Consider the following 16,471-nt stretch of genomic DNA (forward strand, 5'->3'; position numbering starts at 1 on the left):
GTCACCGCCAAGGCCACCGCGACCTGGGCGAAGCAGGGCGCCGTCCCCGCCGTCATCCGGGGCATCCCCGAGAACCACGAGGAGCCCCACCCATGAGCACCAGCACCGCCACGAAGACCGCCGGCAAGACCGTCGCCGAGCAGACCGGCGCCCGCACCGACGAGGCCGCGGCCCTGATCGGCGACGCCCGCGAGCGGATCGACGCGCTCGACGACCGGATCATCGGACTGATCCAGGAGCGGATGGCCGTCTCGGCCGTCATCCAGGAGGCGCGGATCTCCTCCGGCGGCCGCCGGGTGAACCTGGCCCGCGAGATGGAGGTCCTCGGCCACTACCGGGACGCCCTCGGCAAGCCGGGCACGGCGCTCGCGATGACGATGCTGGAGCTGTGCCGCGGCCGCGTCTGACCCGCACCGCGTGTGAGTGCCGTCCCGCACCCGAGTTCGGTCGCCGTCTCACCCGTACGGCGCGTGACCGGGCCCGGCGCCGGTTCGTTGGTCGTGGTGTCCGTGCCAGCCAGGGGCGGGCCCGATGAAGACCACGCGTGGCTTCGCTGGGGCGTGTGGCGTACCTCGGTACGTCGTGGGACCTCGCTCCAGCGCGCGTGACCGGACGGCAGGGGACAGCAGCCCGGTCACCCAGAAAGGGCGGTCGGTCCCGGGGACGCCCGGGGCCGACCGCAACCGGCCGAACGATCCGACATCCCCGCGTCCCCGCTCCCCCACACCCCCGATCCCTCCTCCCCACCCCGCGTGGCGCCCGCCTCCCCCGGCGCCCGCAGCAGGGCCCCGCGCCGCGACCGGAATCGCGCCGCGGGGCCCTTGCGATGCGCCCGGACACCGCGCTCCCCACGACGTGACGCGCGTCACATAAAGATTGCGTGAGAGGGCTACAACCAATCCCCCAGGTCACGGGTCTCCTATGCAGCACCACCCAGAAACTGGAGAGGCGCTGCACTCGGAGGGGGGTGCAGCGCCTCTTCTGTTTTCCGGAATCCGTCCCGGAGGTGGCTCACGCCTTCTTCTGCGGGACCGTCGGGATGCCCAGGAACGGCAGCCGCAGCGCGCCGAAGGCCTCGGCCGGGACGGCCGGCGACTTGGGCTCGACGGCGGCGAGCCGGACGTACGCCTCGCCCTGACGCGGCCGCGGGTCCTCCTCGCCCTTGTTGGGCCAGAAGGACATGGCCCGCTCCGCCTGCGCCGTGATCGTCAGCGACGGGTTGACGCCCAGGTTGGCGGAGACCGCCGCGCCGTCGACGACGGAGATGCCCGGGTGGCCGTAGAGCCGGTGGTACGGGTCGATGACGCCGGACTCCGCGTCCGCGCCGATCGGGCAGCCGCCCAGGAAGTGCGCGGTGAGCGGGGTACCCATGAGCTCGCCGACGTTGGAGCCGGCGAAGCCGTTGATCTCCTCGGCGAGCAGCGTGGCGGCCTGCGTGGCCTCGCGGATCTGGGTCGGGTTGGGCGCGCCGTGGCCCTGGCGGGCGGTGAGCAGGCCCTTTCCGAGGCCGCCGGGCTTGCGGTAGGTGGTCAGCGAGTTGTCCAGGGACTGCATGACCAGGCCGATGATGGTGCGCTCCGACCAGTGCCAGTTGGACAGCGAGCGGACGGCGAGCGCCGGGTGCCTGACCAGGTTGAGCAGCCAGTTGCGGACCCGGTGGGCGCCGTAGGGCACCTGGAGGACGGTGAGGCTGCCCATCGAGTTGGAGCTCTTGCCGTAGCGGACCGGCTCGATGTGGGTGTTCTCGTTCGGGTGGACGGACGAGGTGATGGCGACGCCGCGGGTGAAGTCGGCCTTGGGCTTGCCGTGCCGCTTCCGGTAGCGGCGGTCGGTGGTCTGGGCGCCGACGAGGCCCTCGGAGTTGGTGCGGGTCAGCTCGCCGAGGCGGCCGGAGATGTGCGGCAGCAGGCCGGTGTCCTTCATCCGGTGCAGCAGGGTCTGGGTGCCGTAGGTGCCGGCGGCGATCACGACCTTGGGGGCGGTGAAGGTGCGGCCCGCGCCCTTCTTGCGGTTGTCGGTCGGGAGGGTCCGGACCGCGTAGCCGCCCCGGGAGTCCTCGGTGACGGCGACGACCGAGGTCATCGGGTGGACCACCGCGCCCGCCTTCTCGGCGAGGTAGAGGTAGTTCTCGTTGAGGGTGTTCTTGGCGCCGTGCCGGCAGCCGGTCATGCACTCGCCGCACTCGACGCACGCCTTGCGCGAGGGGCCCGCGCCGCCGAAGAACGGGTCGGCCACCTCGGTGCCGGGCTTCACCTTGCCCGTACCGGCCCCGTCCTCGCCGACGGCGTCCTTGCCGTCGCCGAAGAACACGCCGACCGGCGCCATGTGGAAGGTGTCGCCGATGCCCATCTTCTGGGCGGCCGCCTTCAGGTGCACGTCCGACGGGGTCATCGTCGGGTTGAGCCGGACGCCCAGCATCCGCTTGGCCTGGTCGTAGTACGGCGCGAGCTCGGAGCGCCAGTCGGTGATGCCCTTCCACTGCGGGTCGTCGAAGAACGGCGCGAGCGGCTCGTACAGCGTGTTGGCGTAGTTGAGCGAGCCGCCGCCGACGCCCGCGCCGGCGAGCACCATGACGTTGCCGAGCAGGTGGATGCGCTGGATGCCGTACAGGCCGAGCGCCGGGGCCCACAGGAAGTTCTTCAGGTCCCAGGAGTTCTTCGGCAGCTCGGCGCGCGCGAAACGGCGGCCGGCCTCCAGGACGCCGACCCGGTAGCCCTTCTCGGTCAGCCGGAGGGCCGTGACCGAGCCGCCGAAGCCGGAGCCGACGACGATGACGTCGTAGTCGTACGCCTCGGAGTCGTCCTGATTCTGGGCAGGGGGTACCGCGGTCATGGCTCTCCTCGTGCGAAAAGGGGCGAACAGGGTCCGGGAACGGGGGCCGGCGAACGGCGGTCAGCGCAGGCGCAGGGCCTTCATCACCTTCAGGGAGGTGCTCATGAAGGCCGCGTACTTCTCGTCGTCCATCCCGAAGGAGGGCGCGAGCGGGATCAGCCGCTGCTGGGCGACGGTCTGCGCCTCGGTGTACTTGAGGATGCCCTCGGAGCCGTGGCGCCGGCCGAGGCCGGAGTCCTTCATGCCGCCCATCGGGGACTGGACGCTGCCGTACGCGGGCGCGTACCCCTCGTTGATGTTGACGGTGCCGGTGCGCAGCCGGGCGGCGACGGCGTGGCCGCGGCGCGCGTCGGTGGTCCAGACGGAGGAGTTCAGGCCGTACGGGGTGGCGTTGGCCAGCTCGACGACCTCGTCCTCGTCGGTGAAGCGGTAGATAGAGACGACCGGGCCGAAGGTCTCCTCGGCGCAGACGGCCATCGGGGCCTCGACGCCGTCGAGGATGGTCGGCTCGAAGAAGTACGGGCCGATGTCGGGCCGGGCGACGCCGCCCGCGACCAGCTTGGCGCCCTTGGCGACGGCCTCCTCGACGTGCCGGGTGACGGTGGTCAGCTGGCGCTCGCCGACGAGGGAGCCCATGTCGGCGCCGTACGCGAGGGAGGTGCCGAGCCGCATGGCCTTCGTGCGGGCGGCGAAGCGGGCCACGAAGTCGTCGGCGACGGACTCGTGCACGTACAGCCGCTCGATGGAGATGCACAGCTGGCCGGCGGAGGAGAAGCAGGCGCGGACGGCGCCGGCGGCGGCCTTCTCGACGTCGGCGTCCTTGAGGACGATCATCGCGTTCTTGCCGCCGAGTTCGAGGCTGACGCCGACGAGCCGGGCGGCGGCGCCCTGGGCGACCTCGCGTCCGGTGCGGGTGGAGCCGGTGAAGGAGACGTAGTCGGCGTGCCGGACGACCTCGGGGCCGACGACCGGGCCCTCGCCGAGGACGACCTGGAAGACCTCGGCGGGCAGCCCGGCCTCGATGAGCAGGTCGCGGGCCCACAGGGCGGTCAGCGCGGTCTCGGTGTCCGGCTTCATGACGACGGCGTTGCCGGCGACGAAGGCGGGCAGGGCGTCGCCGACCGACAGCTCCAGGGGGTAGTTCCACGGCGCGATCTGGCCGACGACCCCGCGCGGCTGGCGCAGCTCGGTGACCTTGGTGAGGGTCGGCACGACACCGGTGTGGTGCTTGGGGCGGAGATAGGCGGGGGCCTTGCGGCCGTAGTGGCGCGCGGCGACGGCGACGGCCTGGATCTCCTCGTGGGCGTGCAGGCGCGCCTTGCCGGTCTCCAGCTGGATGAGGTCGAGGACCTCGGACTGGCGCCGCAGGATCAGGTCGTGGAAGCGCAGCAGCACGGCGGCGCGGGCCCGGACGGGGGTCGCGGCCCAGGCGCGCTGGGCGGCGCGGGCGCGCGCGTAGGCGTCGGCGACGTCCTCGGGCGTGGACTCGGGCAGGTCCGCCAGCTTCTCCCCGGTGAAGGGGGTGTGGTTGGCGGTACGGCCGGAGCCCGCGACCCCGCGGGTGAGCCGGGCGACCAGCTCGGGCGTGACCACGTCGGCGGCGGTACGGGCGCCGGCCGGCGCGGGCGCGACGGGGTTGGTGCCGCCGGGGGCGATCGAGGCCGCGGCGGCCGTCGCCGTGGTGGGCCGGTCCGTGCCGGGGAGAGGCTGCGAGTCCGTCATGAGGGTGAGGGTAGGCCGCATTCCGGGCTTTGGGTACCCGGCGGTAACGTCTTTTCACCCACCCCGCACATCGTGCCAGCGATCGCTGGCACATAAGCCCTGATCAGGGGCTTATCAAGGGCTCACGGCGTCTGCGGGAGTCCGCCAGTACTTCTTCACGATGTCGAACTGTTCCCTCGTACGGGCCCAGTCCTCCTCCGGCGAGGACATGTAGACGGCGTACTCCGTGCCGTCGTCCTCGTAGTACACCTGGTCGATCGCGTGGCGCGGTCCGGGGAAGGTCTTCCGCTCGTGCCAGGTGAACTCCCACACGCAGGACTGGACCTGGTCGCGGAAGGTGTTCTGGTTCAGCATCACCCGCTGGTAGGCGGGCAGCCGCTTCTGCAGGCTCTTCTCGACGTCGAGCATGTGCACGTACGGGTTCTCGAAGTCCGGGGACTTGTCGATGCTGATCCGGATCCGGTGGCGGCCGTTGTCCGGCGTGTAGTCGATCGAGTCGCCGTCCTTCTGGCGCTTCCAGCCGTCGGGGACGAGCAGGCTGACGCCCTCCGGGTCGTCGACACGGTGCCAGCCGACCGGGATGGCGCCCTTGTTCCTCTCCGCGCCGGAGGTCCCGCCGGAGCTCGCGCCCGAGCTCGTGCCGGCGGTGGGGTCGGTGGTCTTGCCGTTCCGGTCGCCGCCCTTGCCGCCGCCGAGACCGCCCAGATGGGTCATGGCGGCGAAGACCGCGCCGCCGGCGAGCAGGCCCGCGACCGCGGCGGCGAGCAGCGCGACGCGCCAGCGGCCGCGGCGCGGGGCGGCGGAGGCGGAGGCGGAGGCGGAGGCGGGCACGCCGGAGGCGACGGTGGCTCCCGTCGGCGTCGGTGCGGGGGCCGGGGCCGGCACGGCGGCGGGGCGGGGCTCGTCGTGCGGGACGGGCAGCGGAGTCGTCACGGACGGGGCCGCGGCGGCCAGTTCCTCCGCCGGTACCGGCCGCGTCGGCACGTACGCCTGCGCGGCCTGCGGCTCGCGCCCCTCCATGGCTTCGAGGAGCATCCGCTCGGCCTCGTCCGCGCGCGGGCGCTGGTCCGGGTCCTTGCGCAGCAGCGCGACGATGACCGGGGCGAGCGGACCGGCCTGCTCCGGATACGGCGGCTCCTCGGTCACCACCGCCTGCATGGTGCTGATCGGCGAGCTGCGGCGGAACGGCGAGGTGCCCTCCACCGCCGTGTAGAGCGTCGCGCCCAGCGACCAGAGGTCGGAGGCCGGGCCCGGGTCGCCGCCGCGCACCCGCTCGGGCGCCAGATAGTCGATGGAGCCGACGAGTTCGCCGGTACGGGTGATGGAGCTGTCGCCCTCGATCGCGGCGATGCCGAAGTCGGTGATGAGGACCCGGCCGTCGCGGGCGAGCAGCACGTTGCCGGGCTTCACGTCCCGGTGCAGCACGCCGGCCGCGTGCGCGGCGCGCAGGGCGCCGAGGACGTGCAGGCCGATCCGGGCCGCCTCGCGCGGCGCGATCGTGCCGGCCTCCTTGGCGGCGTCCGCGAGCGAGGGCCCGTCCACGTACTGCATCACGATCCACGGGCGGTCGTCGTGCTCCAGGACGTCGTGCACGGTGACCACGCCCGGGTGGGTGATCCGGGCCGCCGCCCGGGCCTCCTTCTGCGTCCGGGCGTGCAGGACCAGCCGGTCGGCCTCGGCCACGAACCGGCCCGCCGTCAACTCCTTGACGGCCACCACACGGTGCAGCACCTCGTCGTGCGCGCGCCAGACCTTGCCCATGCCGCCGCGCCCGATGGACTCGCCCAACCGGTAACGCCCGGCCAGCAGAAGTCCGGTTCCGGTGCTCTCAGACTGTTCCACGTGCCCCCGCCTGTTTGCTTCGGAAGCAAGGGTACGGAGGGAAGGGCAGTGCGCGGAACCTCGGGGCTGGTTAAGGAACAACACTGTGACCGGGGGCGAGTTTCAGCCAGTCCGGCACGTGCCGTTCACGGCTCATTTGTACGCCGTTGGAGCGTCGCTCAACGGGTGGCGCGGTACGCCTTCACCGCCTGCTCGTAGATCTCGGAGACCTTGTCCCGCTCGCCCTCCGGGCCGATGACCTGGACCACGTGGTAGCGGCCGCGGTCGATCAGCGCCAGGTTGCGCACGAAGACCTCGCGCCCGGTGCTGTCCTGCCAGGTGAACTGGCCCTCGGCCGTGGCGCGCTGCCCGATGTCCACACGGCGCAGGCCGGAAGCGCTCGACCAGGAGGATTCGCGCCACGGAGTGAGTTCGCGCTCCTTGGTGCTCTGGTAGCGCAGCGGGTCGTCGCCGTTGGCCTGAACCGAGTCCCGGCCGGGGACGACGACGAGGGTGAAGTCACCGCCGGTGAAACGCACTTGCCCGGCGTCGTTGATCGGGCTGCGCCGCCAGCCGCTCGGTACGCCGACCTGGAAGCCCTCGGGGTCCTTGCGCAGGACGTAACCGGAGGCGAGCGCGGGCGCCGAGGGGTCGGCGGCGGGCGGGGTGGTGGCGGCCGGGGGCCGGGAGGACGCGGGCGGGCGGGTGGCCGGGGCGGAGGACGGGGCGCCGGAGGACGGCGCGGCCGAGGCCGGGGGCTTCTGTGCCGACGGCCCGTTCTTCTCGCCCTTCTCGCCCTCCTCGGGCATGAACAGCACGGCGTACGCGACCGCCCCGCCGAGCAGCAGCAGGACCAGGAGCAGCAGCGTGCGGCCGAGGGCGCGCGGGGAGCCCGCGGGGCGCCCGGGAGCACGGGGGGCCCGCGGGGCGCGCTGCGGGATCTCGTCGTGCGCCGGTTCGTACGCGCGCTCCTGGCGCGTGTCGTGCATCAGGTCGTGCAGGGAGGCGTCCTGGTGCAGGTCCTCGCGCGCGGCGCGGCCCTTCGCGTGCCGGTGCCGCCCGTTCGCGGCGGCACCCCGGCGCCGCCGCCGCACCAGCTCGCCGCGGCGGCGCACGATGGGCAGCCGGGCGGCGTCGGGGGACGGCAGCGGTACGACGCCGAGGCCGGCGTCCGGTTCGGGCGCCGACCGTACGAGGGAGCGCAGCCAGCCGCTCAGCTCCTCCACGTCGGGGCGCTCGGTCGGGTCCTGGCGCAGCAGCGACTCGACGACGGGCCGCAGCGGGCCGGACTCCTCGGCGAACGCGGGCGGTTCGGCGCAGACCAGCTGGACCAGTTCGGCGGTGCTGTCCTCCGGGTACGGGGCGTGGCCCTGGACGGCCCGGTAGAGCAGCGCGCCCAGCGCCCACAGGTCGGTGGCGGGGCCGATGGGCGGGGCGAGCCGCCAGTGCTCGTGCACCGGGCCCGCCTGCTCGGGCGCCCAGCGCTCGGTGACCGCGCCGACGACCGCCATCCGGGTCTGCCGGGCCCGCTCGGCGGCGAGCCGCGTCACCGGGCCGCGATACGGCTCCGCGCCAGGCGCCGCGCCGGACGCCCCGGGCGTCGTCCCGGACGGCGCGCCGGAGCCCGCGGTGGAGCCGGTGACGGGCTCGGACGCGGGGCGCGGGGCGGGGGTGGCCGCCGTGTACCCGGCCGGCAGCGCGGGCAGCGCGGGACCGCCGCCGCCCGCAGGAACGTTGCGCCCGCCGTCGCGTGAGGCGTGCGGCCCGTCGCTCCAGCTCCCGGCGAGGTACGCGCGGGGCGGCGGGGGCGGCCCGTCCTCGCCGTCGGTCTCGACGTCGGTCCCGCCGTCGACGTGGTCGTCGACGTGGTCGTCGTCGTCATCATCGTCGTCGTCGCCCGTCCGCGCCCACCACTGCGGCTCGGGCGGGACCGGCGGCCCGGGAGGCGCGGGCGGACCCTGCGGTGCCGGGCGCTGGACCGGCAGCGCACCGGTGTCCCCGATGCTCGCCGCGGCCCGGGCCCCCGCCCGGTAGGCCGCGATCGCCCCGGCCCTGGCCGCCCGGACGTCCGCGCCGGCCGGGACCCCGGCCGCGGGCACTCCGGACGCGGCCGGCAACTCGGGCCTGCCGCCCGCGCGTCCGGCGTCGCCGTAGGGGGTGCCGCCGTGGGGCCCGTAGCCGGTGCGGTCGGGGGCCTCGGGCGGGTCCGGCTCGCCACGCGGGGGCACGACCGAGGTGCCGTACGGGGCGCCGTGCGGGCCGTACGCCTCACCGAGCGCGCCGGCCTCCAGCTCGTACGCGTCGGCCTCGTACACCCCGTCGCCGGGCTCGTCCTGCTCCGCGTACGTCTCCTCGTACCCCTCCGGCTCGTACCCCTCTGCCCCGTACCCGTCCGATCCGTACGCCTCCGATCCGTACGCCTCCGATCCGTACGCCTCCGATCCGTACGCCTCCGACTCGTACGGGTCGGGTCCGAACTCGTCCTCCGGCGGCACCGGCGCGTAGCCGCACAGCGCCTCCTCGGCCGCGCCGGCGGCGAGGCCGGTCAGGACGACGCGGCCGTCGTCGCAGACGAGGACGGTGCGGGCGGTGACGTTGCGGTGGGTCCAGCCGTGGGCGTGCAGGGCGCGCAGCGCGGTGAGGAGGTCGGCGCCGATCTCGGCGGCGCGGTAGGGGCTGAGCGGGCCCTCGGCGAGAAGTTCGGAGAGCGGGACGGCGGGGACGGACTCGCTGACGATCCACAGCGAGCCGGCCTCGGCGAACACGTCGAAGACCTGGTCGAGGCGCGGGTGGTCGGGGATGCGGGCGGCGGCCTGCGCGGCCTCGACGGCGCGGCGGACGGCCGGGTCGGCCGGTCTTCGGGTGGCCCGGCCGGGGTCCGCGTAGGGCCGGCCGTCGAGGAGTTCGGCGTCGACGACCTCGGGCAGCGGCACCTGACGGATCCGCACTTCCTGGCCGCTGTAGGTGTCGAAGGCGCGCGTCTCGACGAGTTCGTAGGCGTCGGGCGGCGGCAGGGGCAGGCGGTAGCGGTCCGCGAGCACCCTTCCCGCGTAGTCGTCCACGACGCCTCCCCACGCGCCTGCCGTCCCCCGTGCCCCGCCCTCACGGTCTCGGGACGGGGCTTCTCACGATACGTCCGCCGGTCAGTCCTTGGGGCTGAACGTGGCGAACGCCGTCTGCCGCAGCGTCTTGCACTCCGCCGCGTCCCACTGGTCGGCGCGGCAGCTGATCATGATCGAGTAGCCGCGCTCGCCGTCGACCTTGAAGCCGCGGTTGAGCACGTGGACGCGCTGGCCTGCCTGGTTGCGCTCGAACTCCCAGTCGGCGACGGTCGGATAGCCCTTGTACGAGACCGGGTGTATGCCGATGTGCCGGTAGCCGTTGCTGGTGGCGGCGACCGCGGCCAGGGCGGCGCGCCAGGCGGCGGCCGCGTCGTCCTTGGGGCTGTCGTTGAAGTCGACCTGGACGCGCGGGAAGGCGCCGGCGGCGGCGTTGAAGATGCCGCCGGAGTTCTGGCCCGCTATGGCGGTGAGCCGGAAGGAGGCGGGCATCGCCATCGAGAAGTGGAAGCGGTCGTTGGTCACCATGACGTACCCGGCGGGCAGCGCCGCACCGCCGCCGTTGCCGTTGCCGCTGCCGTTGCCGCCGCCCTGGTCGCCGCCGCCCGGTGTCCCGCCGGGCGTGCTGCCGCTCTGGCCGCCGCTGCTGGCGGCCGGCTTGGCGCCGCCGCCCTGCTGGGTCGGGCCGCTCGGCGAGGTGCCGGTGTTCCCGCCGCCGGACGCGGCGCCCGCGGAGGCGGTGGTGCCGCCGGCCGTGGCGCCCTTGCCCTGGTCGGTGTCGTCCTGGCCGCCGCCGAGGGCGACGTACAGGATCGTGCCGAGCAGCGCCAGGAGGACGACCGCGGCGATGATCACCAGGGTGCGGCGCGGTACGACGTCGGTGAGCGACGCCTTGGCGGGCGCGGACGCGGGCCGGCCCGGGGTGCCGGGGCCGGCCGGGCGGGCGGGCGCGGTCGCGCCGGCGGCCGCGTTCCGTACCGACTTCAGCGCGCCGCGCAGCCGCTCGGCCGTCGCCTCGCCGGCCTTCTCGCGGGCCGGCTTGTCGCGGCCGGGCACGGCCGGGGCCGAGGCCGGGCGCTCGGGCAGCGGCGGGAGCGGCGGCAGCGGTACGACCCTGGTCGCCTCCGGGCCCGGCTCCGGGGGCGCCTCGGGCGCGTCGAGCACGGCGCGCAGCAGCGCCCGGGCGCCGGCGTCGTCGAGCCGCTCGGCCGGGTCCTTGGCGAGCAGGCCGTAGATGACCTTCTCCAGCTCCGGGCCCGCGTTCTTCGGCGGGTCGACGGGCTCGGTCATCACGGCGGTGAGCGTGGCGATGGCGGAGCCCTTGTCGTACGGCGGGCTGCCCTCCACGGCCGCGTAGAGCAGACCGCCGAGCGACCAGAGGTCGGCGGCGGGACCGGGCTTGTGGCCGCGGGCGCGCTCGGGCGAGATGTACGAGGGGGCGCCGACGAGCATGCCGGTGGAGGTGATCGAGGGGTCGCCCTCGACCTGGGCGATGCCGAAGTCGGTGAGGACGGCCCGGCCGTCCTCACCGATCAGCACGTTCGACGGCTTCACGTCGCGGTGCAGGATGCCCTCGCGGTGCGCGGAGCGCAGCACGTCGAGGATGGCGAGGCCGACCTCGGCGGCGCGGCGCGGGGTGAGCGTGCCGTCCTCGCGGATCGCGTCGGCGAGGGACTTGCCCTCGATGAGCTCCATGACGATCCACGGGCGGTCGTCCTCGTCGACGACGTCGTAGACGGTCACGGCGCCGTTGTTGCGGATCCGGGCGATGGCCTTGGCCTCGCGCAGGGTCCGGGTGATGAGGCGTCGCTTCTCGTCGTCGTCGATGCTGTTGGGGAAGCGGAGCTCCTTGACGGCGACGGTCCGGCCGAGCGTCTCGTCGACCGCGCGCCACACCGTGCCCATGCCGCCGCGGCCGAGGACCGCGCCGAGCCGGTACCGCCCCGCGAGCAGCCGCCCTCCGGCGGACGCCGCGTCAGCCTTCCGGCCCCGCCCACCGGTTCCGGTCGCGTCGGCCCCGAACCCGGCCGCCGGAGCGGCGCCGTCCGTCGAACCGCTCCCGCCGGCACTCTTGGCCAGCCCGACCGCGGGCCGCGCCGCGGCGCCGTCCGTCGGACCGCTCCCACCGGCACCCTTGGTCAGCCCGACCGCGGGCCGCGCCGGCTCGGCGCCGGGCGCGTCGGCCGCGCGCCCGTCCTGCGACTCCGTGGCCTCCGGCGCGTCCGCCGTGCGCGCGCCCTTCGGCGCCGCCGGCTTCGCGTCCTTGCCCTCGGCCGTCGCCTCGTCCTGTTCCGCCGTGCGCGCGGCCGGGATCCCGTCCCGGTCGGCGTCGGTGGCGGCGCCCGCGGCGGCGTTCCGCCGGGGGGCCTGCCCCGTGTTCCGCGACTGCTCCGCCTCCGACATGCGTCCCCTCTGCGATCCCTGTTTCTCGCCCGCGTCCGGAGCTCCCGCGTTCTGCGGCAACCCGCCCTGGAAGAGAGCTCATTGTCCCTCACTCCGCGACCGCTGCCTCCCCCGGGTCCGAAGTGCGAGAACGCCGGGACACGCCCAGGACGCCTGCGAGGTCCTAGATCGGCACGATGTCCGGTGCTCCGAGGCGGGCCGCGTCGGCCGTCAGGTCGTCGGGCTGGCGCTGCGATTCGCGTTCGGCCTCGACCCGCTTCTCGTAGTGCTCGACCTCCTTGTCGATCTGGCGGGAGTCCCAGCCGAGCACCGGCGCCATGAGTTCGGCGCACTCGCGGGCGCTGCGGGTGCCCCGGTCGAAGGTCTCGATGGAGATGCGGGTGCGCCGGGTGAGGACGTCGTCGAGGTGGCGGGCGCCCTCGTGGGAGGCGGCGTGGACGATCTCGGCCTTCAGGTAGTCCTCGGCGGCCGGGAGGGGCGCGCCGAGGGCGGGTTCGGCGGCGACGAGGTCGAGGATCTCCTCCGTCAGGGAGCCGTAGCGGTTGAGGAGATGTTCGACTCGGGCGACGTGGAGGCCGGTGCGGGCGGCGATGCCGGCGCGCGCGTTCCACAGCGCCTTGTAGCCCTCGGCGCCGAGGAGCGGGGTGTCCTCGGTGACGCAGGCGGCGACGCGTTTGTCGAGTCCGTGGACGGCCTCGTCGACGGCGTCCTTCGCCATGACGCGGTAGGTCGTGTACTTGCCGCCGGCGACGACGACCAGGCCGGGCACGGGGTGGGCGACGGTGTGTTCGCGGGAGAGCTTGCTGGTGGCGTCGGACTCGCCGGCGAGCAGGGGGCGCAGGCCCGCGTAGACGCCCTGGACGTCGTCGCGGGTGAGCGGGGTGGCGAGCACGCCGTTGACGTGTTCGAGCAGGTAGTCGATGTCGGCGCTGGAGGCGGCGGGGTGGGCCTTGTCGAGGTCCCAGTCGGTGTCGGTGGTGCCGACGATCCAGTGCCGGCCCCAGGGGATGACGAACAGGACGGACTTCTCGGTGCGCAGGATGAGTCCGGTGGTGGAGTGGATGCGGTCCTTGGGCACGACGAGGTGGATGCCTTTGGAGGCGCGGACGTGGAACTGGCCGCGCTCGCCGATGAGGGCCTGGGTGTCGTCGGTCCACACGCCGGTCGCGTTGACGATCTGGTGGGCCCGGACCTCGTACTCGCCGCCGGCCTCGACGTCCCGGACGCGGGCGCCGACCACCCGCTCGCCCTCGCGCAGGAAGCCGACGACCCGGGCCCGGCTGGCGACCCTGGCCCCGTAGTGGGCGGCGGTGCGGACGAGGGTGGTGACGAAGCGGGCGTCGTCCATCTGGGCGTCGTAGTACTGCAGGGCGCCGACGAGGGCGTCCTTCTTGAGGCAGGGGGCGACGCGCAGGGCGCCGCGCCGGCTGAGGTGGCGGTGGACCGGGAGGCCGCGGCCGTGGCCGGAGGAGACGGACATCGCGTCGTACAGGGCGACGCCGGAGCCCGCGTACAGCCGCTCCCAGCCCTTGTGCTGGAGCGGGTAGAGGAACGGGACGGGTTTGACCAGGTGGGGGGCGAGCCGTTCGAGGAGCAGGCCGCGCTCCTTGAGGGCCTCGCGCACGAGTGCGAAGTCGAGCATCTCCAGATAGCGCAGGCCGCCGTGGATCAGCTTGCTGGACCGGCTGGAGGTGCCGGAGGCCCAGTCGCGGGCCTCGACGAGGCCGGTGGAGAGTCCTCGGGTGACGGCGTCGAGGGCGGTGCCCGCGCCGACGACTCCGGCGCCGACGACCAGTACGTCCAGTTCGCGCTCGGCCATGGCCGCGAGCGCCTCGGTGCGCTCGGCAGGTCCCAGTGTCGCTGTCCTCACGGTCGGTGCCTCCCGTCGTCCCCCGTCTGTCCAGCACACGAACCGGGCCTGTGTGGTCCGGCTCACAGACTTGATTCTGTCCCGGTCCACCGACTTCAGCCACCGCCCCTGCCCCACCCTGTGGATAACACTCGGCGACCTTCACCCCGACAATGCCACACATCGGTCATATTTACGCTTAGTCTGACATTGCGTCAGCCACCTTCGGTCCACAGGGCTTGCGCACCGCGTCCCCTCCGGCTAACCGGCTTCTGGGAAGGACGGCCCATCCCCCATGCCCGCTGATCTCGCCGTCATCGGCCTCGGCCACCACGGACTCCCACTCGCCCAGGCGGCCACCGCGGCCGGTGTCGACACCATCGGCTACGACACCGAGCCCCGCCCCGTCGCCGAACTCGCCGCCGGACGTCCCCCGGTCGACGGCTCCCTCACCGCCGCCGAGATCCGCCGGATGCTGTCCGCCGGCTTCCGGCCGACCACCGACCCCGCCGAGCTCGGCCGGGTCCGCACCGCCGTCATCTGCGCCCCCACGCCGCCCGCGCCCGACGGCGCGCTGGACCTCGGCGCCGTCACCGCGGCCGCCCGCGCGCTCGCCGCCCGGCTGCGCCCGCACACCACGGTCCTCCTGGAGTCACCGGTGCCGCCCGGCACCACCGAGGGCCTGCTGCGCGAGCTCCTGGAGACCGGCTCGGGGCTGCGCGCCGGGCGCGACTTCCACCTCGCGTACTCCCCCGGCCGGCTCGACCCGGGCAGCCGGGCACCCGGCGGGGCGCGCGACTTCTCCGCCACCCCCAAGGTGATCGGCGGTCTGACCCCCGCCTGCACCGAGTCCGCGGCGGCCTTCTACGGGCGGCTCACCGACAAGGTCGTCCGCGCGCGGGGGCCGCGCGAGGCCGAGACCGTCAAGCTCCTGGAGACCAACTTCCGGCACGTCAACATCGCCCTCGTCAACGAGATGGCGGTGCTCTGCCACGAGCTCGGCGTCGACCTCTGGGACGTCATCCGCTGCGCCGAGACCAAACCCTTCGGCTTCCACGCCTTCCGCCCCGGGCCCGGCGTCGGCGGCCACGGCGTGCCCGTGGACACCATCGGCGCCCACCGCCCGCTGCGCCTGGTCGAGCTCGCCGGCCAGGTCAACGAGCGCATGCCGGGATACGTCGTCCAGCGCTCCGCCACGCTCCTCAACGAGCACGGCAAGTCCGCGCGCGGCGCCCGCGTCCTGCTGCTCGGGGTCACGTACAAGCCCGATCTCGCCGACCGCCAGGGCTCCCCCGCCGACGAGATCGCCCGCCGTCTGATGGACCTGGGCGCGGCCGTCAGCTACCACGACCCCTACGTCCCCGACTGGCGCGTGCGCGAGCTGCCGGTCCCGCGCGCCGACTCCCTCTACGAGGCCGCCGCCCACGCCGACCTCACGATCCTGCTCCAGCACCACCGCACCTACGACCTCCAGGGCCTCGCCGTGAAGGCCCAGCTCCTCCTCGACACCCGCGGCGCGACCCCGGCGGGCGCGGCGCACCGCCTGTAGGGCCCTGGGCGCCCCCACGAGCGCGTACGGCGAAGGGGTACGGCGAAGGGCCCCGCACCACCCGGTGCGGGGCCCTTCTTCGTACGCCGGGGGCGTCAGCGCTTGTGCTGCGCGTCCGCCACGGTCACCTCGACGCGCTGGAACTCCTTGAGCTCGCTGTAGCCGGTGGTGGCCATCGCGCGGCGCAGGGCGCCGAAGAAGTTCATGGAGCCGTCCGGGATGTGCGACGGGCCGGTGAGGATCTCCTCGGTGGTGCCGACGATGCCCAGGTCGACCAGCTTGCCGCGCGGGACGTCCTCGTGGACGGCCTCCATGCCCCAGTGGTGGCCCTTGCCGGGCGCGTCGGTGGCGCGGGCCAGCGGGGAGCCCATCATGACGGCGTCGGCGCCGCAGGCGATGGCCTTCGGGAGGTCGCCGGACCAGCCCACGCCGCCGTCGGCGATGACGTGCACGTAGCGGCCGCCGGACTCGTCCATGTAGTCGCGGCGGGCGGCGGCCACGTCGGCGACGGCGGTGGCCATCGGGACCTGGATGCCCAGCACGTTGCGGGTGGTGTGCGCGGCGCCGCCGCCGAAGCCGACCAGGACGCCCGCGGCGCCGGTGCGCATCAGGTGCAGGGCGGCCGTGTAGGTGGCGCAGCCGCCGACGATCACGGGGACGTCGAGCTCGTAGATGAACTGCTTCAGGTTCAGCGGCTCGGCGGCGCCGGAGACGTGCTCGGCGGAGACGGTCGTGCCGCGGATGACGAAGATGTCCACGCCGGCGTCGACGACGGCCTTCGAGAACTGCGCGGTGCGCTGCGGGGAGAGCGCGGCGGCGGTGACCACACCCGAGTCGCGCACCTCCTTGATGCGCTGCCCGATCAGCTCTTCCTTGATCGGAGCGGCGTAGATCTCCTGCAGACGCCGGGTCGCCGTGGCCTCGTCCAGCTCGGCGATCTCGTCGAGGAGCGGCTGCGGGTCCTCGTAGCGGGTCCACAGACCCTCGAGGTTCAGCACGCCGAGGCCGCCGAGCTCGCCGATGCGGATGGCGGTCTGCGGCGAGACGACCGAGTCCATGGGGGCGGCCAGGAAGGGCAGCTCGAAGCGGTAGGCGTCGATCTGCCAGGCGATCGAGACCTCCTTCGGGTCCCGGGTGCGCCGGCTCGGTACGACGGCGATGTCGTCGAACGCGTACGCCCTGCGGCCGCGCTTGCCGCGCCCGATCTCGATCTCAGTCACGATGTGTGGCCTTTCC

9 protein-coding genes are annotated in these 16,471 nt (G+C 74.2%); 2 read left to right on the plus strand and 7 right to left on the minus strand.

The features are described from left to right. The first annotated feature begins 92 nt into the window (after positions 1-92). Positions 93-407, plus strand: coding sequence for a chorismate mutase (locus ACWEJX_RS02105; RefSeq protein WP_403795611.1), 315 nt, complete (start codon positions 93-95; stop codon positions 405-407). A gap of 604 nt (positions 408-1,011) precedes the next feature. Here the strand turns inward: ACWEJX_RS02105 and ACWEJX_RS02110 are convergent. The 6 genes from ACWEJX_RS02110 to ACWEJX_RS02135 form a co-directional block, all read right to left on the minus strand. Continuing rightward, a complete protein-coding gene (locus ACWEJX_RS02110) occupies positions 1,012-2,832 on the minus strand; it encodes a GMC oxidoreductase (protein WP_451605648.1) in 1,821 nt (606 codons plus the stop codon). A 60-nt stretch (positions 2,833-2,892) separates the two neighbouring features. Next, a complete protein-coding gene (locus ACWEJX_RS02115) occupies positions 2,893-4,554 on the minus strand; it encodes a succinic semialdehyde dehydrogenase (protein ID WP_451605649.1) in 1,662 nt (553 codons plus the stop codon). A gap of 114 nt (positions 4,555-4,668) precedes the next feature. Beyond that, positions 4,669-6,396: a serine/threonine-protein kinase gene (locus tag ACWEJX_RS02120; protein ID WP_451605650.1), complete on the minus strand. Its 1,728-nt coding sequence runs from the start codon at positions 6,394-6,396 to the stop codon at positions 4,669-4,671. Positions 6,397-6,554: 158 nt separating this feature from the next. Next, entirely contained in the window at positions 6,555-9,437 is a 2,883-nt protein-coding gene (locus ACWEJX_RS02125; RefSeq protein ID WP_451605651.1) for a protein kinase, read from the minus strand. A gap of 81 nt (positions 9,438-9,518) precedes the next feature. Continuing rightward, a complete protein-coding gene (locus ACWEJX_RS02130) occupies positions 9,519-11,837 on the minus strand; it encodes a protein kinase domain-containing protein (RefSeq protein WP_451605652.1) in 2,319 nt (772 codons plus the stop codon). Between the two features lie 163 nt (positions 11,838-12,000). After that, positions 12,001-13,707, minus strand: a complete 1,707-nt coding sequence (locus ACWEJX_RS02135) for a glycerol-3-phosphate dehydrogenase/oxidase (protein WP_451605653.1) — start codon at positions 13,705-13,707, stop codon at positions 12,001-12,003. 274 nt (positions 13,708-13,981) lie between these two features. On the opposite strand from ACWEJX_RS02135, the gene ACWEJX_RS02140 reads away from it, so the two are divergent. After that, positions 13,982-15,235: a nucleotide sugar dehydrogenase gene (locus tag ACWEJX_RS02140; protein ID WP_451605654.1), complete on the plus strand. Its 1,254-nt coding sequence runs from the start codon at positions 13,982-13,984 to the stop codon at positions 15,233-15,235. Between the two features lie 95 nt (positions 15,236-15,330). Here ACWEJX_RS02140 and ACWEJX_RS02145 read toward each other — a convergent pair whose 3' ends face one another. After that, positions 15,331-16,455, minus strand: coding sequence for a GuaB3 family IMP dehydrogenase-related protein (locus tag ACWEJX_RS02145; RefSeq protein ID WP_451605655.1), 1,125 nt, complete (start codon positions 16,453-16,455; stop codon positions 15,331-15,333). Positions 16,456-16,471: the final 16 nt, after the last annotated feature.

This window comes from Streptomyces sp. NPDC004788 (assembly GCF_053601115.1).